Raw genomic sequence first — 21,448 nt, 5'->3', positions numbered from 1 at the left:
ACAGGACCGGCGTGCCCGCCATTCTGGATAATTGTTCACTCGCCATGATCGAGTGAGCCGTTTACACGCCAGCAACATGGCTGAGCTTTCGATCACTCCCGTCCTGACCAAGAGCGACCGCAAGGCGTTCGTCGACCTGCCATTTCGTCTTTACAAGGACGATCCCTACTGGGTGCCGCCGCTGAAGGGCGAGGCGCTCGGGCTGATCACGCCGGAGAAGAACGGCTGGTTCAGCCACGCCAAGGCGCAATTGTTCCTCGCACGCCGCGACGGCCGGGTGGTCGGGCGCATCTCCGCGCACATCGACACGCTCGGGCTGGAGATGCCCGCCGAACGCGGCTTCGGACCCGGCTGCGGGCAATGGGGGCTGATGGATGCTGAGGACGAGGGCATCTTCACGTCCTTGCTCGCGACGGCGGAGGGCTGGTTGCGCGAACAGGGGATGACGCGCGCGCTTGGCCCGGTCAGCATGTCGATCTGGGAAGAGCCGGGCCTGCTCATCCAGGGCTATCACCAGTCGCCGACCGTGATGATGGGGCATCACAAGCCGGAATATCGCGGCTGGATCGAGCGCGCCGGCTATGGGCCGGTCAAGCAGCTCATCACCTACGAGCTGGACATTACGCAGGAATTTCCGCCGCTGGTGAAGCGGATCATCCGCTCGGGCGATGCGAACAAGAGCATCGTCATCCGCGAGGTGAACAAGAACAAATTCGAGGAAGAGGCGGGGATCATCCTCGACATCCTCAACGACGCATGGTCGGACAATTGGGGCTTTATCCCGCTCACCCCGCCCGAGATCAAGGATGTCGGCGTCAAGCTGAAGCCGATCGTCTTCAACGACCTGATCCGCATCGCCGAGCTGGACGGCAAGCCGGTCGCGTTCATGATCACGCTTCCCGACCTCAACGAGGCGATCAAGCCGCTGCACGGCAACCTCTTCCCCTTCGGCTGGGCGAAGGTGCTGTGGTGGCTGCGCAAGCCGCGCGTGCAGACGATGCGCGTGCCGTTGATGGGCGTGCGCAAGGAGCTGCAAAGCTCCCGGCTTGCCGGGCAACTGGCGTTCATGATGATCGAGGCGATCCGCAAGGCATCGGTCACGCATTACGGTGCGACACGCGGCGAGATCGGCTGGGTGCTCGACGACAATCAGGGCATGAATTCGATCGCGACCGCGATCGATAGCCGCGTCAACAAGATCTATCAGGTGTACGAGCGGACCTTCTGATCCGCTGCGGCGGGGCTCCGGCCGGCGCCGGCGCCCCGCCGGATGCCGGCGGTCACAGGCTCTCGGGAACGATGACGCCGATGTCCTTCCAGGCATCGCGGGTCTTGCAGACGCGCGACACGATCCGCGAACCGGTCATTTCGGTCTTGTAGCAATAGCGGGTCTTGGCGTTGCGGACCGGCACGGACAGCGCGCCGACGGCGGGCGACGGCTCGGCGGTCGGCGTCGCCTTGGGCGCGGCATGCGCCGGAGCGACCGCGAACAGGCTGGCGATGACGGCGGTGGCGATGGTCTTCATGGCGGGTCTCCCTGCCCCGTTGATCGGGGACGCAGGACACATTGCAGCCATCGTGCCAATTCGAAATTCGACGGTTTTCCGCGCTTTCTCGTCTATGACAGGTGTATTACGCTGGCAAAGCACACCAAGTTTCGGCGCGATGCGCCGATTGGCGGTCAGAACAGCAACGCGCCGCCCAGCGCCACCCGCGCATCGGGGGCGTGATGGTTCAGCCCAGCCACCGCCAGCAGGTCCAGCTGGGTGCGTTTGGTCAGCTTCCACGCCAGCGACGCCGCCGCTAGCGTCCGGACGACATGCTCCGCCGGATCCTGATCGCGCTCGACCGAGACTTCGGCATTGGCGGTGACGCTGTCGGTCAGCGCATAGCCGATGCCGAACACGCCGGTGGCGTCGAAATGTCGGCCATGGCCATCCTGATCGACCGCGGCGGCGACCTGCCCGGTGAAGTCGACGCTCCACTTCTTGTCGATCCGCCACATCACCGGCAGCACCATACCCGCCGACCAGTCGCCCGCGCCGATCTCATGCTGGCCGACCGGCAGCGTCACATACGGCTGCACCGCCGACGACAGCTTCTTGCCATCGGGATGGCTCAGCGCGCGCCGCCAGCCGAGCGTCACATCGCCCGCGCCGGTGTCACGCGACACCGCGCCGCTCGCGAGATCGCGCGTCCGCAGCGTGCCGAGCGGCGTCCACCCGATCTGCGCCTCGCTGTTTCGCGTCAGCCCGATCCGCGCGGTCACCTCACTGCGGATCAAATCCTCGCGCGTCTCGCCGTCATCGTCGCGCTGCCAGTCGACCCCGGCCAGCTCGACCTGCACCTGTCCGGGCAGGGTCGTGCACCCGCTCGCCCCCAGCGACGGCCGGTTGGGGCAGAAGCGCACCCCGGGTGCGTCCTGCGCGGCCGCCGCGGTCGCGAGCGACGCCAGCAGCGCCACCGCGCCCCATCGGCGCATCACCGGAGCCGCACCCAGGTCGGCGCATGGTCGCTGGCCTTTTCGCGCCCGCGATACGCCTTGTCGACGCCCGCGTCGGCCAGCCGGTCGGCGACCGCCGGGCTCAGCAGCAGATGGTCGATCCGGAACCCCGCGTCGCGCTGCCATGCGCCCGCCTGATAATCCCAGAAGGTCCAGACGCCGCCCTTGGGGTTGCGCGTGCGCAGCGCGTCGGTCCAGCCCTGCGCCAGCAGCGCGCGATAGCCGTGGCGGCTCTCGGGCTGCATCAGCGCGTCCGACGCCACCGCCTTGACCGAGAAGGTGTCGTCGTCGTTGGGGATGACGTTGTAGTCGCCTGCCAGCACGACCGGCAGCTCCTCGGCGAGCAACGCGCGCGCGCGCTCCTGCAACCGCCCGATCCAGCGCAGCTTATAGTCGAACTTCGGCCCCGGCAGCGGATTGCCGTTGGGCAGATAGATCGACGCCACCACCAGCCCGAAGATTGCACATTCCAGATAGCGGCTATGCTCGTCCTCGGGCTCGCCCGCCAGCCCGCGCTGCCGCTCGACCGGGTCGACGCCGCGCGCCAGCACCGCGACGCCGTTGAACCCCTTCTGTCCGTGCCATACCGCGCCATAGCCGGCGGCACGGATGTCGGCCTCGGGAAAGGTACCGTCGCTCGACTTCAGCTCCTGGAGACAGACCACATCGGGCTGCTCCTCGGCGAGATATTCGAGCAGACGCGGGAGCCGCGCCTTGATGCCGTTGACGTTGTAGGTGACGATCTTCACGCGCGCCGGTCTAAACGCCGCGCAGGCGCTTGTCTAACTACACCGAAAAGCTGGTGCCGCACCCGCAGCCGCTCGCGGCATTGGGGTTCTCGACCTTGAACGACGCGCCGCCGAGCGACTCGACATAATCGACGCTGGCGCCGCGGACGAGATCGAGGCTGATGTCATCGACCACCAGCCGCACCCCATCGGTTTCGGCGATCAGGTCGGCGGGCTCGGGCGCGTCGGCGAAGCCGAAGCGATACTGGAACCCCGAACAGCCGCCGCCCTCGACCGACAGCCGCAGGATCGCGGGCTTGTTCTGGCGTGCGGCGATCGCCGCAACGCGCGCCGCGGCGGCAGGGGTGAGGATGATGTCGGGTGCGAGCGTGGCCATGGCGGGCAAGATAGGCGCGATCGGCTCAATCGGAAAGAGTATCCCTTCTTCGTCATCCCGGACCTGATCCGGGATCCCGCTTCTTACCGCGGCCGGCGGAAAGAAGCTGGGCCCCGGATCAAGTCCGGGGCGACGGTATGAGGAAGTCGCCCCGCCTCAGTCCTGCGGCGCGGGGCCGGTGGTCGACACCGGGATCTGCCCGACCGCGCGATCCTGCGCGGCCATCAGATAATCGGCGGTGGTCAGGAACGGCACCGGATTCACCGCGTGACCGTCGATCCGCACCTCATAATGAAGGTGCGGCCCGGTCGAGCGCCCGGTCGAGCCCATCAGCGCGATCAGCTGCCCGCGCTTCACGCGCGTGTTGTCGGCGACGATGATCTTGGAAAGGTGGCCGTAGCGGGTCGCGATGCCCTTGCCATGGTTGATCTCGACCATGTTGCCGTACCCGCCCTGCCGGCCGGCGTGGCTGACGACGCCATCGGCGGTCGCGTAGATCGGCGTGCCCGACGGGCCGGGAATGTCGACCCCGGCGTGCATCGCGGCGGTGCCGCGGAACGGGTCGGAGCGGATCCCGAAATTGCTGGTGAACTGGAGCTTCTGCACCGGCTGCACCGACGGGATCGCGATCACGCCCTGTTCGAGCCGATCGAGCTTCTTCCAGGTCATGAACAGCGAGCGGAACTGCTGGTCGGCGGCGAGATCGGCGCGCGCCTCGGTGCTGGTCGCCTCGACCAGCGGGCCGCCCATCGCCGAACCTGCCTTGGCAACGCGGCTCGGCGCGATGCCGCGCTGGCGAAGTTGCTGGGCGGTCGCGGCATAGCGATCGAGCAATTGCTGCTCGGCGAGTTGCGCCAGCGCGACCTGCCGACGCTCGACCTTCAGGAACGGACGGATCGTGTCGGCGGCGACGCGCGTCGCCTGCGGATCGACCGCGAGCGTCGCCAGCGCCATCCGGCGTGCATCGCCCTGCCCGGTCAGCGCCGCGGTCAACAGCGCCTGCCGCTGCTCGATGCGCGTGGCATGTTGCTGCGCGGCGGTGCGGATCGTGGCGACCCGCGCCTGCATCCGCGCGACCTTATGCTCCATCGCCTGCATCCGCTGCGCCTGCGCCGCGGCGGCGGGCGTCAGCCCGGCGGCCTCGGCGACCTGCGTCGACGCCTGCAGCGCGCCATAGCCAGCGAATCCGAGCAGAAGTGCGGCGCCCCCGCGCAGCAGCGCCGGTCGTCCGGCGAATACGGCATTCAGGCGAACAAGCGGCCGCCCGGCCGGCAAAGAAGCGGTGTCGGTCATCGAACCCCAGATCAAGACTGCGACCGGTGCGGCACGCGCCGGTCTTCCCCTTTTTCCGTGTCCGCCCGCGAAAGAACCGCTGCAGCGAACGCAAAGGTTTGTGCGCGGCAGAAGGTTAATCACGCAATAGCGTCAGCCGCCGGGCGCGTCCAAGCGCCGGAGTCCTGCGCCGAGCCGTTGTAAGAAGCGGCAGTTCGGCCGCTCGCGGGGCGGTCGACGTCCGGGTCGTCGGGATTGTTGTCGGCGCTTCGCGCCGAATACCCGTCCCGTTCGTCGCTCCGGATCACGTTCGGGGTCGCAGAAAAGACGGGTGCTCGGTGATCGTAGATTGACTATTGTACGGGACGGCACCTGCAACCCACCAACATCCTTCGTCATCCCGGACCTGATCCGGCACCCCGCCTTTCGCCGCGCTTGCCGAAAAGAAGCGGGGCCCCGGCTCAAGTCCGGAGCGATAAGGAGGAAATGAGACGGAATGCAACGGCGGCGAGCCGACGTCATCCCGCGAATGTCGGCTGGCTCTACAGCGCCTTCGCGGCGTCGAGCACTGCCGCCGCATGCCCCGGCACCTTCACCTTGCGCCACACGTGAACGAGCTTGGCCTCGCGATCGAACAGGAACGTCGCGCGGTCGATCCCCATGTACGTCTTGCCGTAGAGTTGCTTCTCGCCCCAGACACCGAACGCCTCGGTGACACTGCCGTCGAGGTCGCTGGCCAGCGCGACGGTCAGCGCATGTTTGTCGCGGAACCTGGCGTGTTTCGCGACCGTGTCGCGCGACACGCCCAGCACGCCGACGCCCGCGGCGGCGAAGTCGTCGGACAAGGCCGAAAAGTCCTGCGCCTCGCGCGTGCAGCCCGGCGTGTCGTCCTTCGGGTAGAAATAGACGACCAGCGGGCGCGGCAGATCGTGCAGCCGCACCGGCGCACCATCGGCGCCGGTCGCGGTCACGTCCGGGAGGGTGTCCATGCGATGCTCTCCTGCCAGCTTGCCGCGACGCTCTCGCGCACCGTGGCCAGCGTGGCAAGCACCGTCTCCCAGTCCGGTAGCATCACCGCGCGCGCGATCAGCGCGCGCGTCACCGCCGCGGCAGGCTCCTGCGCATCGGGCGCGATCAGCCGGACGGTGACGAGCAGACGGCCGAGCAGGTCATAAGACGGGCGCAGCGCTGGGGCGAACACCCCGGCAGCGATCAATGCATCGATCGCCTTGCCGAGTTCGGGGGTGAAGGCGATGCGGCGCGTCAGTTGCGCGACATGGACCGCAAACTCCAGATCGACCAGCCCGCCGGGCAGCAGCTTGGCGTCGAGCGGCCCTTGCGGCGGCTTGTGCTGCGCCATCTCGGCGCGCATCGCCGCGGCGTCGCCGGCAATATCGTGTTTGGCCCGCTCGCCGCCCAGCACCCGCGCGACGATCGCCTCGACCGCGCCGCGCGCCGCCGGGCTGCCATAGATCGCGCGCGCGCGGGTCAGCGCCATATGCTCCCACGTCCACGCCTCCTCGCGCTGGTACCGCGCGAACGAGTCGACGCTCACCACCAGCGGTCCCTGCGTACCGGAGGGCCGCAGCCGCGTATCGACCTGATAAAGCGGCCCCGCCGCGGTCGGTACCGACAGCGCCGCGGTCACGCGCTGCGCCAGCCGCGTGAAATAGAGCGTCGCCCCCAACGGCTTGGCGCCATCCGAATCGGCGGTGAAGTCGCCGGTGAACAGATAGATCAGGTCGAGGTCGGACGCGTGGGTCAGCGCCGCGCCGCCGAGCCGCCCGAGCGCGAGGATCACCAGCTCGCCGCCCGGCACGCGGCCATGCGCTTCCTCGAACGGCGCGATTGTCGCGGCGGTCAGCACCGCCACCGCCGCCTCGGCCACCCGCGCATAGCCGGCGGCGACCTCCAGCGGATCGGCACGCCCGGCGACGATCTGCGCGCCCAGCGCGAACTGCCGGTCGCCGACGACGCGCCGCACATGATCGAGCACCGCCTGATAGTCCGCACCCGGCTCGGTCGCGCGCATCTGCGCCATCAACGTCGGCACGTCGCCGACCGGATCGAACGCACTCGCGTCGATCAACCCGTCGAGCAGGTCGGGGCGCCGCGCCAGCGCCTCGGCCAGCGTCGGCGCGTGGCTGAGGATCTCGGCGAGCAGCGTGGCGAGTGCCGGCCGCGCCTCCAGCAAGCGGAAGATATTGATCGCGCTCGGTAACCGCTCGAGCAACCGGTCGAGCCGATTGAGCGCCAGCAACGGCACCGGCGCCTGCGCCAACGCCTCGACCAGTCCGGGGAGCACCGCTTCGAGCGCGCTTTGTGCCGCGCCGCTGCGCAGCGCCGGGTAGCGCGCCTCGCGCCACGCGACGATCCGGCGGGCGGCATCGTCGGTCTCGGCGAACCCGGCAGCGGCGAGATAGTCGGCCAGCCGCCCCGCCTCGTGCGGCACCGCGGCGGTCGGCGCGGGCGCGAGCCGGTCGAAGGTCGCCGCGACCCGCTCGACATGCGGACGGAGCAGGTCGAGCAACGCCGCGCCATCCGTCAGTCCGTGCAGCCGCGCGACCCGGTCGAGCCCCTCGCCGGTCGGCAGCGCATGGGTCTGCCGGTCGTCGATCATCTGGATGCGATGCTCGATCGTGCGAAGCAGCGTATAGGCCGCCGTCAGCGCGTGCGCATCCTCGGGGTCGATCCGACCCGCCGCGGCCAGCGCCGCCAGCGCATCGCGGGTGGCGGGCGCGCGGAGCGTCGCGTCGCGGCCGCCGTGGATCAACTGGTGGATCTGCGCGAAGAACTCGATCTCGCGGATGCCACCGCGGCCGCGCTTCAGGTCATAGCCGGGGCCGAACGCCTGCCCCTGCGCATGATGGTCGCGGATGCGCCGGGTGATGTCGAGGATCTCGCCGACCGCGCCGAAGTCGAGGCTCCGCCGCCAGATGAACGGGCGGATCGTGTCGAGGAACCGCTGGCCGAGCGCGCGGTCGCCCGCCGCCACCCGCGCGCGGATGAAGGCGGCGCGCTCCCACGGCAATGCCTGCGACTCATAATAAGCGATGGCCGCGTCGATCGGGATGACGATCGGCGTCGCCTCGGGCGACGGCCGCAGCCGTAGGTCGACGCGCAGCACGTAACCGTCGGCATCGCGCGCCTGCAGCAACTCGAGCACGCGCCGCCCGATCCGCACTGCCGCATCGGCGACGTCCTCGCGCGCGCGATGCGGCAGCGTGCGCGGATCATAGAGCAGGATCGGATCGATATCCGACGAATAATTGAGTTCGCGACTTCCCTGTTTGCCGAGCGCGATCGCGACAAAGCCTTGAGGTGTCGCCTCGGGAGTCCGCTCGGCGATCGCAGCCGTGATCGCGCGGTCGAGCGCCGAATCCGCGAAGTCGGTCAGCGCCGCGGTGACGCCGGTCAGATCCAGCCTCCCGGCCAGATCGCCTTCGGCGACCCGCAACGCCAGTTCGCGCCGTTCCAGCCGCAGCCGCTTGCCGACGGGCAGCGCTTCCGCCGCGAGTGCGGCGGCCGTTACCGCCTCTCGCGCGATCAACCCGTCCAGAAACGGCGCAAAGCGTGCGGCGCGCGCCCGCGCCTCGGTGACAGCATCTGTCATACGCCCGCAACCTTAGCGCAAAACCGGCGTTGCCACACCATGGTTCATGAAGCCTCCTCTGACGGTATGCCGCCGCACGGCGCCTATGTGGTGCGCGATCCGCACGCCGCGGATGCGCTGGCCACGCCGTTGCGCGCGGCGTTCCGCAAGGAGACAAAGTTGCCGTGCGAGATGGAGGCGTGCCTCGACCAGTTGCGGCGGGTACGCTTTCGAAACTGATTATCCGCCGAACCCGTCACCCTGGACTTGATCCGGGATGACGTTCGAGGAACGGGACCGTTACCTACGCGTCGCGATCGCGGCTGAGTTCGTCGACTTCGCTCATGATCGAGTCGAGCGTCGATCGCTCGCTATCGACTTCGTGATCGCGCCGCGAGGACAGCGCGCTTCCCGCCATCAACGCCTCGAGCGCCACGCGCCCTCGCGCCACGCGGCTCTTGATCGTGCCGACCGCGACACCGCAGATCTCGGCCGCTTCCTCGTAAGCGAACCCGCCCGCGCCGACTAGGATCAGCGCCTCGCGCTGCGGCTGCGGCAGGTGCATCAGCGCGCGCTGCATGTCCGCCAGCTCGACGTGCTTGTCCTGGCTGGCCGGTGCGGCGAGCACGCGATCGGCGACCAGATCGTCCCACTCGCCCTTGAAACGCGCACGGCGCATCTGGCTCAGGAACAGGTTGCGCAGGATGATGAAAGTCCAGGCGCGCATGTTGGTGCCGGCCTGGAAGCGTTTGCGCGCCGCCCATGCCTTCAGCAACGTCTCCTGCACCAGATCGTCGGCCAGATCGCGATTGCCCGACAACGACCGCCCGAAGGCGCGCAGGTGCGGAATCACCAGCGCCAGCTGCTTCTTGAACTCCGGGTCGGAGAGCGCGACGTGCTCGACCGGCGCCGTGTCGGGCGCGTCGTCTGCGAGCGTATTGGATTGGGTCATGCCGCTCCGTTGTGCTGGACCGGCGCCCGTCTGGCGCACGTCCGAGCCGTCAAGATAGGTAGCGTCTGGCCGCTTGGCCAGTCCGTCGGTCAACATCCGTGCGTCAGGACAGCAGAATGGCCGCGAAGATCGCGATGATCAGCAGCAGCGACGCCACCAATATATATCGCGTCATGCCCGGCGTGCTGCCCGCCCGCGCCTCGTCGGTTTCGAGGTGAATGCGCTCGTTTTCGTCTGCCATAAGCGATGTAACCCCTTAGAACCGTTTTGGGTCCGTACCGAATACGGACCCGCCACCCCGGCCGGATCGAATGGCAGCGCCGGCGATCAGGCCGGAACCGTGCTCTCGTCGAAGAACAACGCCTGGCTGATCGCCGCCTTCACCGTCGACCGCTGGAACGGCTTGGTGATGAGGAAGGTCGGCTCGGGCCGCTCGCCGGTCAGCAACCGCTCCGGGAAGGCGGTGATGAAGATCACGGGCACGTTGAATTCGGCGAGGATGTCCTTGACCGCGTCGATCCCCGAGCTGTCATCGGCGAGCTGGATATCGGCAAGCACCAGCCCCGGGCGATCCTCCATCGCCAGCGCCACCGCCTCGTCGCGCGTCACCGCGACGCCGGTCACTTCATGACCCAGGTCGCGGACGATCGACTCGATATCCATCGCGATGATCGGCTCGTCCTCGATGATCAGGACTCGCGCGCGCGTCTGCTTCTCGATCTCGGCCAGCGCCTCGGCGACCAGCGCGTCGACCTCGGCGGCATCGACCTCGATCAGATAGGCGGCATCCTCGGGGGTAAAGCCTTCCATCGCGGTCAGCAGCAGCGCCTGCCGCGACAGCGGCGTCATCCGCGACAGCCGCGCGCGCGCCACTGCCTCTTGGTCCTCGGCCGGCATTTCATCGGCGGTCTCGTCGAAATTGGCCGAGTTCCAGATCGCCTGAAAGGTACGATACAGCCCCAGCCGCGGATCGACGTCACGCGGAAATTCCTCCGGCGCGGCCACGATCGCTTCCAGCGTGGCGCGCACGTACCGGTCGCCCTGCGCCTGGCTGCCCGTCAGCGCGCGACCATAGCGGCGCAGGAACGGAAGGTGCGGCGCGAGTTGTTGTCCGAGCGACATGTGTAGAAAACCCTCCCTGCGGCGCGGCTCCGGCCGGCACCGCCGATACCCAAATATGCGTGCACGTCATGACAGGTCGCAGATGATACCCCCCGACCGGCGATTTTCGTCGCACCGGCATGGAACCAACGACCCCCGATTTGGTTTCATCGCCCATACGTGCATTACGCGCTTGTCCGGCTGGGGCGTTCGTCCGACGAACGTCCTGCGGTGCCGTGTTGGCCCGGCAGCGGTGCCAACGTCGGACGGTCTTAGGGGGTTTACGTTGACGTCGGATAAGGAAGCGCCTGAACAGCCGAAAAAGGGCACCGCGGCCCAATCGAAGAACCGCGACATGGGATCGGCGTTGCGCTCCGTCTATCAGAAGACCGTGGAGGAAGCGGTGCCGGACGACCTGCTGTCACTGCTCGGCAAGCTAGACTAACGCGACGTGACCACCCCTCCAGCGGCTGACGCCCCCCGGCCCGCCGCGGGGCGTCTGGACATGGTGTCGCGCTGGCCGACCGGGGCCAAGCTGTTCCTGATCCTCAGCATCGCGCTGCTCCCGCTTGCGCTGATCGCGATCTTCGCCACGTTGCGAGTCACCCAGATCGCCGACACCGAATTGCGTTCGCACCTGCGCGTCGCCGCCTCCGAATCGAGCCGCGCGATCGCGATCGAGCTGGTCGGCGACATGACCGCGCTGCGCGTCGCGGTCGACGCGCTCACCGCCGATCGCGGCGATGCGCCGAGCTGCGCCCGCGCGCAGGGTGTCTTCGCCCAGCAATCCGCCGCCGGCACCGGCTTCGTCATCCTCGACCGCCGCGGCCGCGCGATTTGCGGCGAGCCCTTCCCCGGCGCCGCCGCCTTCGCACGCCAGTCGGCGACCGATGCGGTCAGCGCGCGGATCGTCGAGAAGCGCGGCGTGATGCTTCGCTTTGCCGGACGCAATGACGGGCTCACCGCCGCCGCCTATTTCCCCGCGCCGTTCCTCGCGCAGATCAGCCAGCCGAGCGGCTTCGCGCCCGATTACGGTCTCTCGCTGGCGCTGGGCGACGAGCGGCTCGAGCTTGATCCGCTGGTGCGTGAAAGCGCGCTGGAGCGGCGCGAGACGATCCGCAGCGATCTCGGCATCGCCGGGCTCGCGCTCGAAATGCAGGTGCGCAGCGCGCCGATCGGGTCGCCGCTGCTGATCGCGCTGACCTTTCCGCTGCTGATGTGGGCGGCGGCGGCGGCGATCAGCTGGTTCGTCGTCGATCGCCTGCTGATCGCGCCGCTCCGCGCGCTGCGCGGCAGCATCGCGGCCTATGCGCCGGGCGACCAGCCCGACCCGGCGATGCTCCGCGCGTTGCCCGCGCAGGAGATCCGCGACCTCGGCGACACCTTCCGCGCGCTCAGCCGCACGGTCGCGATCCACGAGGCCGGACTGGCCGACGGCCTGATGCGCCAGACCAAATTGACCCGCGAGGTCCATCACCGCGTCAAGAACAACCTCCAGGTCATCTCCAGCCTCATCAACTTTCACGCCCGCGGGGCGCGTAGTGTCGAGGCGACGCAGGCCTATGCCTCGATCCAGCGGCGCGTCGACGCGCTCGCGGTCGTCCACCGCTACCATTATGCCGAGATGGAAGAAAATCGCGGCGTCGGGCTGCGCGCGGTCTTGGGCGAACTGGCGTCGAGCATCCGCGCCACCGCGCCCGAGGGCACGCGCGTCGGGATCGTGCTCGACATCGACACCTATTACGTCACGCAGGACGTCGCGGTCGCCGTCGCCTTTCTCGTCACCGAACTGGTCGAGCTGGCGATGACGTGCGTCAGCGAAACGCAGGTACGGATCACGCTCAAGCCGCTCGACGATCCACAGCGCGCGCTGCTGCGCCTGTCCTCGCACGCGCTGGTCGACACCGATCATCTCCGCGAGGGGCTGCAGCACCGCTACGGCCGGGTGATCGAGGGGCTGACGCGACAATTGCGCTCGACCTTGCAGCACGATCCGCTCACTGGCGCCTATGAAATCGCCATCGCGGTCACAGGTCGCGAATAACGCTGCAAATTTTTATCCAATTGCGGCTTCGGGGCGGAACCCCGCAGGTCGGTCGTCGTTCTCCTGTGCGGATAGCGACTATACGCCCCCCCGCTTTCGCTATCCAAGACATAGGCCCGGAAGCATCCACCCTCCCCCCCCCGGTGATGCTTTCGGGCCTTATTCATTTCCCCGCTGCCCCCTTTGTCACCGACGCGGAACGAAGCGCGACGGCCGGCATTGTGCGAAGTGTATTTAGGGAGATCGTTCAATGCGTAAGGTTCTGACTGCTGCGGTGCTGGCGGGTGCGGTGCTGGTCTCGGCGTGCAACACCGTCGGCGGTGTCGGCAAGGACGTCTCGTCGGCGGGTGACGCGGTCGCGGGCGCGGCCGACAAGAACAAATAAGCTTCGCCCCATCGAAGCGAAACGGGCGGTTCGTCAGCGACGAACCGCCCTTTTTCGTTGAGGTAGCCGTCGTGCGCGGCCATCGCGATCGCTGAGAACCGCGGTGTCGAGCCCGGTTCCGCGCGTTCGCAGACGGTCGCTTCGAAACGCTTCGGCTATTCCGCGCTGGCGGCAGCCACGCCTTCCTCGCGGGCACGTTTGCGCTCGGTGAACCAGATGCCGATGATCGCGGCTTCATAGAGAATGACCAGCGGGATCGCGAGCAGCAGCTGCGATCCAACGTCGGGCGGGGTGAGCACCGCCGCGATCGCGAACGCGCCGACGATCGCATAGCGTCGCGCGCCGATCAGTTGCTTGCGGGTAACGATCCCGCCGCGCTCGAGCAGCATCAGCAGCACCGGCAACAGGAACGCTGCGCCGAACCCGAACAGGAACTGCATGACGAAGCTGAGGTAATTGCCGATCGCCGGCAGCGCCTGCTGCTGCACCCCGCCGATCATCCCCGAATAGCCGAGCAGGAAATGCAGCGCCATCGGGATCGCGATATAATAGGCCATCGCCGCGCCCATCAGGAACAGCACCGGCGTTGCGAGCAGGAATGGCAGCAGCGCGCGGCGCTCCTTGCGGTACAGCCCCGGTGCGACGAACTGCCATAACTGATTCGCGATCACCGGAAAGGCGATCATCATCGCCGAGAAGAAGGCCACCTTCACCTGGACGAAGAACGCCTCGAAGATCTGCGTGTAGATGACCGTCTTCTGACCGGCGTGCAGCAGCGGCTGGACGAGGAATGCGAAAATGTCCTCCGCGAAATACCAGCAGACGAAGAACGCCAGCAGCACCGCCACGATGCAATAGAGCAGCCGCCGACGCAGTTCGAGCAGATGGTCGAGCAACGGCGCGCGCGAGTCTTCCAGTTCGTCGACGATCTCGGTCACGATGCAGCCTTGTCCTGAACCACGCGCCCGTCGGCAGCATGATGATCGTCGTTACGCGGTTCTGCGCCACCATGAGCGTTGTCGTGCGCAACGGGCGGCGGGGCGGGATCGGGGATGCCGCCGGGCACGACGTTCGGCTTCTCGACCATTACCGGCTGCTGCGTGTCGTCGTGCGGCAGGGTGTCGCCGTGTCCCGGCGCTTCGTTGCTGCCCGACGCAGCTTCGTCGCTGCCCGAGGCATGATCGGGGAGCGCCGGTGACGCGGGCGGCGTCGGGACGAACGGATGCTCGCGCATGATCCGCTCATTCTCCGCCTTCCACTTCTTCTCCATCTCTTCCAGCTCGGCCTCACGGACCATCTCGTCGAAGCCGTTGCGGAACTGGCGACCGACCGCGCGCGCGCGGCCGACCCAATAGCCAAGGACGCGCATCGCCTTGGGCAGGTCCTTGGGGCCGATCACCACCAGCGCGACGAACGCGACCAGCAGGAATTCGGAGGGAGCGATGTCGAACATTCAGCGCGCGCCGGATCGGATGCAGGGGCTCAGCGACGTTCCTCGCGAACCGGCTCGGCATCGCGGTCGAACGCCGGCTCGGCGTGGCTCTTGGCCTCGATCCGCGGCTTCGGACGCACGTCGCCCTCATCCTCTTCGGCCATGCCCTTCTTGAAGTTCTTCACACCCTTGGCGACGTCGCCCATCAGGTTGGAAAAACGCCCGCCGCCCAGCAGCAGGATCGCGACCACCGCGAGGATGAGGATATGCGGAAGGCTGAAACTGCCCATGACGAAATCTCCTAAGATGAAACGGTATCTAGTCTTCCTCGACGGCGTTTTCCACCGCGAGTTGATCGAAGGCCAGATCGACCGGATCGAGCAGCCCTGCGGCGCGCAGGTCGTCGATGCCGGGCAGGTCGCGGCGGGTCTTGAGCCCGAAATGTGACAGAAATTCGGGGGTTGTCGCAAACATCAGCGGCCGGCCGGGCACCTCGCGTCGTCCGGCGGGCCGAATCCATCCCGCCTCCATCAGCACGTCGAGTGTCCCGCGCGCGGTCTGCACGCCGCGGATCGCCTCGATCTCGGCGCGCGTCACCGGCTCGTGATAGGCGATGATCGCCAGCGTTTCGATGCCGGCGCGGCTGAGTCGCCGGATCTCGTCGCGACCGCGCCGCAGCAGATGCGCGAGGTCGGCGGCGGTCTGGAAATGCCAGCGTCCGCCGCGCTCGACCAGCTCGAACCCGCGCCCGCGGTACCGGATGCTCAGCCGGTCGAGCGCGCCGCTCACGTCGCCGTCGCCGGCATGGGCGCGGATCGCGTCGCGGGTCAGCGGCTCGGTCGCCGCGAACAGCACCGCCTCCACCGCACGGTCGTAGCTGTCGCTCACGATGCGACCCGCCGCAGATATAGGGCCGCAAAGGGCGCCTCCTGCTGCACCTCCGCGCGTCCCTGCCGGGCCAATTCGAGCACGGCCAGGAAACTGGACGCCAGACTGGAGCGCCGCAACCGCGGACTCTCGGTCTCCGGGAGGAAAAGTTCGATCTCGCGCCAGTCGATCGCAGTTCCCAGCAGCGCCGCGATGCGCGTCAGCGCCGCGTCCAGCGTCACCACCTCACGGTCGCGCACCACATGCAATGTCGGCCGCGTTCGCGCCCTTACCTGCCCGTATGCGGCGAGCAGGTCGTAATATTCCACCGACCAGAACGCCTTGCGCACGACGTGCAGCCCCTCGGGCGCGCCGCGCCGGAACACATCGCGATCCAGCCGGTCGCGCGCCATCAACCGCGCGCCGGCCTCGCGCATCGCATCGAGCCGTTCCAGCCGCAATTGCAAGCGGATCGCCAACTCCTCGACGTCCGGCTCGACCTCGGGATCGCGCGGCAGCAGCAGCGCAGATTTGAGATACGCCAGCCACGCCGCCATCACCAGATAATCCGCGGTGAGTTCGAGCTGAAGGACGCGCGCGCGCTCGACATAGCCGAGATATTGCTCGACCAGTTGCAGGATCGAAATCTCGCGCAGATCGACCTTTTGCGCGCGGGCCAGCGACAGCAGCAGGTCGAGCGGCCCCTCGAACCCGTCAAGGTCGAGCGTCAGCTGTTCGGGGACCGCGTCGCTCATGCTGCCAAGGGATCAATGACATAGGCCACGCGCCGAGACTGGCATAACCCGGCGCGCGCGGCCAGAGGCGTTCAGCGCCGCTGTCGCGGCCGGAAGGCGCCGCCGGGACGCGGGGTGCGGACGCCCTCGGCGCGGTTCTGGCGACGCAAGTCACGGAAATCGCGCCGGACGTCGTTGCGATATTCCTGCCGCGCCGCACGGCGCTCCTGCCGAAATTGGTCGCGTGTCAGGCGTCCGTCGCGATAGGCCTGGCGGTCGGCGCGGACATCGCCGCGATAGTCGCGGCGTTCGCGGCGCACGTCACGGCGGAAATCCCGCCAGTTGGACCGCACGTCGCGGTCGCCGTAGCCGGAACGGCGCTGCGCCCAATATTGCTGCTGACGATCGTTCCACGGATAGGCGCGGCGATAGCGGTCGTAGACATAGCCGCCGGTGCCGGGATAATAATAATTGTCGTACCAGCCATAATAGCCGGTGCCGTATCCGCCGGCATAATAAGCGTCATCGTAATGACCGGTGCCGAGTCCGACACCGGAATAGCCATATCCGTCGGTACAGGCGGCGGTCGCAAGCGACAAACCACCCAACAGCCCGATCAGCAGCACGCGTGGCGCAAACATCGTGGCATCTCCTCACATGGAGCAAGGCGGCAGAACGCGCCGCCGATCGAGACCAACGAGGGGTGACCGGCGCGGTTCCGGCGGCCGGCTCAGTGCCCCGGGAACGCGACCAGCGCGGCCACCGCGATGTCCTCGGCGCTCAGTAGCTCGGCGCCGCCGAGATCGGGCAGGTCGACGACGAACTGCGCCTGCGTCACCACCGCGCCGGCCTTGCGCAGCAGCCGCACCGCCGCGCGCGCGGTGCCGCCGGTCGCGATCAGGTCGTCGACCAGCAGCACCCGCGCGCCCGGCGCACAGGCGTCGGCATGGATCGCGATCCGGTCGGTGCCATATTCCAGCGCATAATCCTCGGCGATCGTCGCGCCCGGCAATTTGCCGTCCTTGCGGATCAGGACCACGCCGGCCTGCAACGGGATCGCCAGCGCCGCGGCGAACAGGAAACCGCGCGCCTCGATCCCGGCGACGAGGTCGACCGGTCCGTCGACCACCGCCACCATCCGCTCGACGCAGGTCGCCAGCCCGGCCGGGGAGAGCAGCAATGTGGTGATGTCGCGGAACTGGATGCCCGGCTTGGGGAAATCGGGGATGGTGCGGATCAGCGCCTTGAGATCGTCGTTCATGCCGCCCCGCCTACACGAAAACGGCGGCCGGGGGAGTGCCCCGGCCGCCGTGTCGCGCACCGACCCTGCCGCGGCAGGTCCGGAACCCGCTCAATGCTTGATGTTGCGCCACACGTTCTGATACGCGCCCCACGTCAGATAGACGAAGATCAGCAGGAAGATCACCACCGCGATACCCGCGGCGTGGCGCGCCTCGAGGTTGGGCTCGGCGGTCCAGGTCAGGAACGCCGCCACGTCGCGCGCCATCTGATCCTTGGTCGCCTTGGTCCCGTCCGAATAGGTCACCTGCCCGTCCGAGGTGATCGGCGGCGGCATCGCGATGTTGAGGTTCGCGAAATAGGGATTGTAGTGAAGGCCCTCGGGCGTCTTGGCGTCCGGGAATTCACGCAGCAGTTCGGCGGGCTGGTCACGATAGCCCATCAGCAGCGCATGGACGTAGTTCGACCCGTCCTCGCGCGCCTTGGTCATCAGCGACAGATCGGGCGGCAGCGCATTGTTGTTCGCCGCGCGCGCCGCGACCTCGTTGGCGAACGGCGACGGGAAGTGATCCGACGGCAGGTTCTTGCGCGTCGCCGCCTCACCGGTCTCCGGGTTCACGCTCGGCTGCTCGATCACCCACTGATTGGCGATCGCCTTCACCTCGGCCTCGTTATAGCCGATCTTCTGCAGGTCGCGGAACGAGACGTATTTCAGCGAGTGGCAGGCGGCGCAGACTTCCTTGTAGACCTGGAAGCCGCGTTGCACCTGCGGGCGATCGAACTTCCCGAACAGCCCCGCCGAGGACAGATGAATGTTCTCGGGATGCTCGTGGAACGCATGTTCGGCGGTGTGCGGTGCCGGGTTCTGGATCGCGTCCTTCGCGGTGAAGAACAGCGCCAGCGCCAGCACGAAGACGAACCCCGCGCCGACCAGCAGTGAAATGAGACGAACCATATTCTGTCGAATCCCCTCTTCGTCTCTGTCTCAGCTCGCCATCGCGGTCTGCGCGGGGCTGGTGCCGCCGTGCTTCGCCAGCACCGCCTCGGTGATCGAGTTGGGCAGCGGGCGCGGACGCTCGGCCGCCGACACCAGCGGCAGGATGATGAGGAAGTGCGCGAAATAATATCCCGCGGCGATCTGACCCATCATCACGTTACGCGCGGTCGCCTCGGCCCCGCCGACATAGCCGAGCACCAGCACGTCGAGCAGCAGCACCAGCAGGAACCAGCGGTAGGTCGGACGATAATTGGCCGAGCGCACCGGCGACGAATCCAGCCACGGCAGGAAGAACAGCAGCAGGATCGAACCGAACATCGCCAGCACGCCCCACAGCTTCGCCGGCAGGATGAAGTCCGCGGTGAAGCTCTTCAGGATCGCGTAGAACGGCAGGAAGTACCATTCGGGCACGATGTGCGCCGGGGTCGAGAGCGGGTTCGCCTCGATATAATTGTCCGGGTGGCCGAGCAAATTCGGCGAGAAGAACACGAACAATGCGAAGATCAGGAAGAACACGCCGACGCCGACGCCGTCCTTCGCGGTGTAATAGGGGTGGAACGGCACCGTGTCCTGCTCGCCCTTCACGTCCACGCCGGTCGGGTTGTTCGACCCCGGGATGTGCAGCGCCCAGATGTGGAGGATGATGACCCCCGCGATCACGAACGGCAGCAGATAGTGGAGCGAGAAGAAGCGGTTGAGCGCGGCGTTATCGGGCGCGAACCCGCCGAGCAGCCACACGCGGATCGTCTCGCCGACCAGCGGGATTGCCGAGAAGAAGCCGGTGATAACCTGCGCGCCCCAGAAGCTCATCTGCCCCCATGGGAGCACATAGCCCATGAACGCGGTCGCCATCATCAGCAGGAAGATCACGACGCCGAGCAGCCACACCATCTCGCGCGGCGCCTTGTACGACCCGTAATAGAGCCCGCGGCCGATGTGGATGTAGACCACCGCGAGGAACATCGACGCGCCGTTGGCGTGCGCGTAACGCAGGAACCAGCCGGCGTTGACGTCGCGCATGATGCTTTCGACCGAGCCGAACGCGACCCCGGCGTTGGCGGCATAATGCATCGCCAGCACCACGCCGGTGACGATCTGCAGCACCAGCGCCGCGCCCGCGAGCACGCCGAAGTTCCAAAAATAATTGAGGTTGCGGGGCACCGGATAGCCCGCGCCGATCGCGTTATAGACGAGGCGCGGCAGCGGCAGCTTCTCGTCCATCCAGCGCATCAGCGGCTGTTTCGGCTCGTAATGCTTGGCCCAGGGAAAGCTCATTTCTCTATCTCCCCTCAGCCGACCGTCACGACGGTGTCGGAATTGAACGTATAATCGGGCACGTGCAGGTTCTGCGGCGCCGGCCCCTGCCGGATGCGTCCGGCGGTGTCATAGGCCGAACCGTGGCACGGGCAGAAATAGCCGCCGAACGGCCCCTTGTTCTCGCCCTCGCCCGCGCCGAGCGGCACGCAGCCGAGGTGCGTGCAGACGCCGAGCGTGATCAGCCAGTTCTTCTTGCCCGCCTTGGTGCGCTCTTCCAGCGTCTGCGGATCGCGCAGCGACGCGACGTCGACCGCATCGGCCTCGCCGATCTCCTTCGGCGTCAGGTTGCGGACGAACAGCGGCTGCTTGCGGAAGCTGGCCTTGATCGCCTGCCCCGGCGCAATCTTGGAAATGTCGATCTCGGTGGTGGACTGCGCCAGCACGTCCGCCGACGGGTTCATCTGGTTGATGAGCGGCAGGACGATCGCGACCGCGCCTACCCCGGCGAACGACACCGCGGCGATGTTGATAAAGTCGCGGCGGCGCGGATCGTGCGCTTCCTCATGATAAGGCGCGGGATCTTCGCCGAGGGGGATTTCCTGCTCTGCCATCGCCATTCGCGTCACACCTCTGCCCGTTCCTCTGTCCGGCGGGTGGCTGATGCCGCATGCGACATGGTTGCTCCCCGCCTGTGGCCTGCCCGTCCCCACGGCGACCTTTCCGGCCTGATAGCCGTGCCCTCGCCGCTTTGCCAACAGCATTTTGCGTCGGTAAGGACCGCGGCGATGCGGATCGCGCTCTACCAACCGGACATTGCGGGCAACGTCGGCACGCTGCTGCGGCTCGGCGCGTGCCTCGATGTCGCGGTCGATCTGATCGAGCCGATGGGCTTTGCGTGGAGCGACCGGGCACTGGCGCGCTCGGGAATGGACTATGCCGGCAAGGTCGCGGTGCGCCGCCACGCCGACTGGGACGCCTTCCTTGCCGCCAGCACCGGCCGGATCGTGCTGGCGACCACCACCGGTGCGGTGCCGCTGACCGAGGCGCGGTTCGCGCGCGATGACATTTTGTTGCTCGGCAGCGAGGGCGCGGGCGTGCCGGCCGCGGTGCACGAGCGCGCCGACGTGCGCGTGCGGGTGCCGATGCGCGCCGGCCTGCGATCGCTCAACGTCGCGGTGGCGGGGGCGATGCTGCTGGGCGAGGCGCTGCGCCAGACGGACGGCTGGCCGGCGGCGTAGCGCGGGCGACCGCGCCGAGGACGTGTGCGAGCAGGCCGACGCCGTCATGGTGGAGATTGTGCCCGCCCGGCATCGCGACGATCTTCGAGCCCGGCACGCGCAGCTTCGGGCAAAGGCTGTCGTCTTCCTCGTCACCATAGATGCAGGTCAGCGGCGCCCAGGTCAGCGTGTTGCCCGTCTCCACGCCGTAACTGTCCGGAGTGCCCCGGTACACCCAGCCGGTCGGGTCGGCGCGATAGAAGACCGTCTCGCCGGGCAGGATCAGCACGATCCCCGCGACGTGGCGGCGCAGGTCGTCGGGCAAATGCGCCAGCCCGGTCTGGACGATATCCGCCCCATAGGATTGCCCCATCACCACCACCCGCTGCTGCCCGGTGCGCTTCAGCGCGGTGCGCACCGCATCGGCGACGAACGCGTCGACCTCGGCCCGCGTGCGGCGGAAGCGGAAGAAGACCGGCGACGACACGCCGAGCACGGAGACGTGATGTTCGGTCAGCCCGCGCGAGGTCGAGGCGCCGAGCAGGAAGCGCAGCCCCATGTCGCCCGAAATATTGACGACCGCGAGCGGGCGCGCCGGCGGCACCGCGGGGTAGAGATGATAGGGATCGCGATCGAAATAGCCGCCCGCCGCGACCAGCGCACAGACGAAGGCGGAGCTGACCGCGGTCACCCGCACCCCGCGCCAAAAGGATTTCGCGTTCATGGATCAT

The 21,448-nt window shown here is 67.7% G+C and carries 27 protein-coding genes; 6 read left to right on the top strand and 21 right to left on the bottom strand.

Annotated features, from left to right (window positions below; all coding sequences use genetic code 11):
• The first annotated feature begins 76 nt into the window (after positions 1-76).
• On the top strand, positions 77-1,228 hold the full coding sequence (locus tag FHS97_RS03635) for an N-acetyltransferase (protein ID WP_184033302.1): 1,152 nt from the start codon (positions 77-79) through the stop codon (positions 1,226-1,228).
• A 52-nt stretch (positions 1,229-1,280) separates the two neighbouring features.
• On the opposite strand, the gene FHS97_RS03630 is transcribed toward FHS97_RS03635, so the two are convergent.
• The 7 genes from FHS97_RS03630 to FHS97_RS03600 all read right to left on the bottom strand — a co-directional run bounded on the left by FHS97_RS03630 (position 1,281) and on the right by FHS97_RS03600 (position 8,513).
• A complete protein-coding gene (locus tag FHS97_RS03630; RefSeq protein WP_184033300.1) occupies positions 1,281-1,526 on the bottom strand; it encodes a hypothetical protein in 246 nt (81 codons plus the stop codon).
• A 155-nt stretch (positions 1,527-1,681) separates the two neighbouring features.
• The gene (locus FHS97_RS03625; RefSeq protein ID WP_246346463.1) at positions 1,682-2,482 is read right to left on the bottom strand and encodes a transporter; all 801 of its coding nucleotides are present in this window, start codon (positions 2,480-2,482) and stop codon (positions 1,682-1,684) included.
• The gene (xth, locus tag FHS97_RS03620) at positions 2,482-3,252 is read right to left on the bottom strand and encodes an exodeoxyribonuclease III (protein WP_184033298.1); all 771 of its coding nucleotides are present in this window, start codon (positions 3,250-3,252) and stop codon (positions 2,482-2,484) included. Before xth ends, FHS97_RS03625 begins: the two co-directional genes overlap by 1 nt.
• 37 nt (positions 3,253-3,289) lie before the next feature.
• Positions 3,290-3,628, bottom strand: a complete 339-nt coding sequence (erpA, locus tag FHS97_RS03615) for an iron-sulfur cluster insertion protein ErpA (protein ID WP_184033297.1) — start codon at positions 3,626-3,628, stop codon at positions 3,290-3,292.
• Between the two features lie 156 nt (positions 3,629-3,784).
• A complete protein-coding gene (locus FHS97_RS17385; protein WP_246346421.1) occupies positions 3,785-4,921 on the bottom strand; it encodes a M23 family metallopeptidase in 1,137 nt (378 codons plus the stop codon).
• 521 nt (positions 4,922-5,442) lie between these two features.
• The gene (locus FHS97_RS03605) at positions 5,443-5,889 is read right to left on the bottom strand and encodes a peroxiredoxin (protein WP_184033296.1); all 447 of its coding nucleotides are present in this window, start codon (positions 5,887-5,889) and stop codon (positions 5,443-5,445) included.
• Positions 5,868-8,513, bottom strand: coding sequence for a bifunctional [glutamine synthetase] adenylyltransferase/[glutamine synthetase]-adenylyl-L-tyrosine phosphorylase (locus FHS97_RS03600; protein WP_184033295.1), 2,646 nt, complete (start codon positions 8,511-8,513; stop codon positions 5,868-5,870). Before FHS97_RS03600 ends, FHS97_RS03605 begins: the two co-directional genes overlap by 22 nt.
• 39 nt (positions 8,514-8,552) lie before the next feature.
• On the opposite strand from FHS97_RS03600, the gene FHS97_RS03595 reads away from it, so the two are divergent.
• The gene (locus tag FHS97_RS03595; protein WP_184033292.1) at positions 8,553-8,732 is read left to right on the top strand and encodes a hypothetical protein; all 180 of its coding nucleotides are present in this window, start codon (positions 8,553-8,555) and stop codon (positions 8,730-8,732) included.
• Positions 8,733-8,796: 64 nt separating this feature from the next.
• Here the strand turns inward: FHS97_RS03595 and FHS97_RS03590 are convergent, their stop codons facing one another.
• From FHS97_RS03590 to FHS97_RS03580, 3 genes are all read right to left on the bottom strand, one after another.
• Positions 8,797-9,444, bottom strand: a complete 648-nt coding sequence (locus tag FHS97_RS03590) for a sigma-70 family RNA polymerase sigma factor (RefSeq protein ID WP_184033290.1) — start codon at positions 9,442-9,444, stop codon at positions 8,797-8,799.
• A gap of 103 nt (positions 9,445-9,547) precedes the next feature.
• A complete protein-coding gene (locus FHS97_RS03585) occupies positions 9,548-9,685 on the bottom strand; it encodes a hypothetical protein (protein ID WP_184033288.1) in 138 nt (45 codons plus the stop codon).
• Between the two features lie 86 nt (positions 9,686-9,771).
• Positions 9,772-10,566, bottom strand: a complete 795-nt coding sequence (locus FHS97_RS03580) for a response regulator (protein WP_184033287.1) — start codon at positions 10,564-10,566, stop codon at positions 9,772-9,774.
• Between the two features lie 265 nt (positions 10,567-10,831).
• Here FHS97_RS03580 and FHS97_RS17380 point away from each other — a divergent pair, with 265 nt between their 5' ends.
• From FHS97_RS17380 to FHS97_RS03565, 3 genes are all read left to right on the top strand, one after another.
• Positions 10,832-10,990, top strand: a complete 159-nt coding sequence (locus tag FHS97_RS17380) for a NepR family anti-sigma factor (protein WP_246346420.1) — start codon at positions 10,832-10,834, stop codon at positions 10,988-10,990.
• A gap of 60 nt (positions 10,991-11,050) precedes the next feature.
• Positions 11,051-12,589 (top strand): sensor histidine kinase, encoded by a 1,539-nt coding sequence (locus FHS97_RS03570; protein WP_184033284.1) that lies wholly within the window; start codon positions 11,051-11,053, stop codon positions 12,587-12,589.
• A 250-nt stretch (positions 12,590-12,839) separates the two neighbouring features.
• Positions 12,840-12,974, top strand: coding sequence for an entericidin A/B family lipoprotein (locus FHS97_RS03565; RefSeq protein ID WP_184033282.1), 135 nt, complete (start codon positions 12,840-12,842; stop codon positions 12,972-12,974).
• 155 nt (positions 12,975-13,129) lie between these two features.
• Here the strand turns inward: FHS97_RS03565 and tatC are convergent, their stop codons facing one another.
• The 10 genes from tatC to petA form a co-directional block, all read right to left on the bottom strand.
• Positions 13,130-13,903 (bottom strand): twin-arginine translocase subunit TatC, encoded by a 774-nt coding sequence (tatC, locus tag FHS97_RS03560; protein ID WP_184034045.1) that lies wholly within the window; start codon positions 13,901-13,903, stop codon positions 13,130-13,132.
• Positions 13,904-13,908: 5 nt separating this feature from the next.
• The gene (tatB, locus tag FHS97_RS17375) at positions 13,909-14,427 is read right to left on the bottom strand and encodes a Sec-independent protein translocase protein TatB (protein WP_246346419.1); all 519 of its coding nucleotides are present in this window, start codon (positions 14,425-14,427) and stop codon (positions 13,909-13,911) included.
• A gap of 29 nt (positions 14,428-14,456) precedes the next feature.
• Positions 14,457-14,696 carry a twin-arginine translocase TatA/TatE family subunit gene (locus tag FHS97_RS03550; protein ID WP_184033281.1) on the bottom strand — a complete coding sequence of 80 codons (240 nt, stop codon included), beginning with the start codon at positions 14,694-14,696 and terminating at the stop codon, positions 14,457-14,459.
• 28 nt (positions 14,697-14,724) lie between these two features.
• Positions 14,725-15,294 (bottom strand): SMC-Scp complex subunit ScpB, encoded by a 570-nt coding sequence (gene scpB / locus FHS97_RS03545; protein WP_343053356.1) that lies wholly within the window; start codon positions 15,292-15,294, stop codon positions 14,725-14,727.
• Positions 15,291-16,028 (bottom strand): segregation and condensation protein A, encoded by a 738-nt coding sequence (locus tag FHS97_RS03540; RefSeq protein ID WP_184033279.1) that lies wholly within the window; start codon positions 16,026-16,028, stop codon positions 15,291-15,293. Before FHS97_RS03540 ends, scpB begins: the two co-directional genes overlap by 4 nt.
• 71 nt (positions 16,029-16,099) lie before the next feature.
• Positions 16,100-16,648, bottom strand: coding sequence for a hypothetical protein (locus FHS97_RS03535; protein ID WP_184033277.1), 549 nt, complete (start codon positions 16,646-16,648; stop codon positions 16,100-16,102).
• 89 nt (positions 16,649-16,737) lie between these two features.
• Positions 16,738-17,268, bottom strand: coding sequence for an adenine phosphoribosyltransferase (locus FHS97_RS03530; protein ID WP_184033275.1), 531 nt, complete (start codon positions 17,266-17,268; stop codon positions 16,738-16,740).
• A gap of 90 nt (positions 17,269-17,358) precedes the next feature.
• Positions 17,359-18,201 carry a cytochrome c1 gene (locus FHS97_RS03525; protein WP_184033273.1) on the bottom strand — a complete coding sequence of 281 codons (843 nt, stop codon included), beginning with the start codon at positions 18,199-18,201 and terminating at the stop codon, positions 17,359-17,361.
• A gap of 30 nt (positions 18,202-18,231) precedes the next feature.
• Positions 18,232-19,518 carry a cytochrome b gene (locus tag FHS97_RS03520; RefSeq protein WP_184033271.1) on the bottom strand — a complete coding sequence of 429 codons (1,287 nt, stop codon included), beginning with the start codon at positions 19,516-19,518 and terminating at the stop codon, positions 18,232-18,234.
• 14 nt (positions 19,519-19,532) lie between these two features.
• Positions 19,533-20,111: a ubiquinol-cytochrome c reductase iron-sulfur subunit gene (gene petA / locus FHS97_RS03515; protein ID WP_376699661.1), complete on the bottom strand. Its 579-nt coding sequence runs from the start codon at positions 20,109-20,111 to the stop codon at positions 19,533-19,535.
• A 174-nt stretch (positions 20,112-20,285) separates the two neighbouring features.
• On the opposite strand from petA, the gene FHS97_RS03510 reads away from it, so the two are divergent.
• Positions 20,286-20,738: a tRNA (cytidine(34)-2'-O)-methyltransferase gene (locus tag FHS97_RS03510; protein WP_184033269.1), complete on the top strand. Its 453-nt coding sequence runs from the start codon at positions 20,286-20,288 to the stop codon at positions 20,736-20,738.
• On the opposite strand, the gene FHS97_RS03505 is transcribed toward FHS97_RS03510, so the two are convergent.
• Positions 20,665-21,441, bottom strand: a complete 777-nt coding sequence (locus FHS97_RS03505; protein ID WP_184033267.1) for an AcvB/VirJ family lysyl-phosphatidylglycerol hydrolase — start codon at positions 21,439-21,441, stop codon at positions 20,665-20,667. The genes FHS97_RS03510 and FHS97_RS03505 overlap by 74 nt on opposite strands.
• Positions 21,442-21,448: the final 7 nt, after the last annotated feature.

Source organism: Sphingomonas endophytica (assembly GCF_014199415.1).
Lineage (GTDB): Bacteria > Pseudomonadota > Alphaproteobacteria > Sphingomonadales > Sphingomonadaceae > Sphingomonas > Sphingomonas endophytica.
This window is presented reverse-complemented; position numbering and strand designations above follow the sequence as displayed.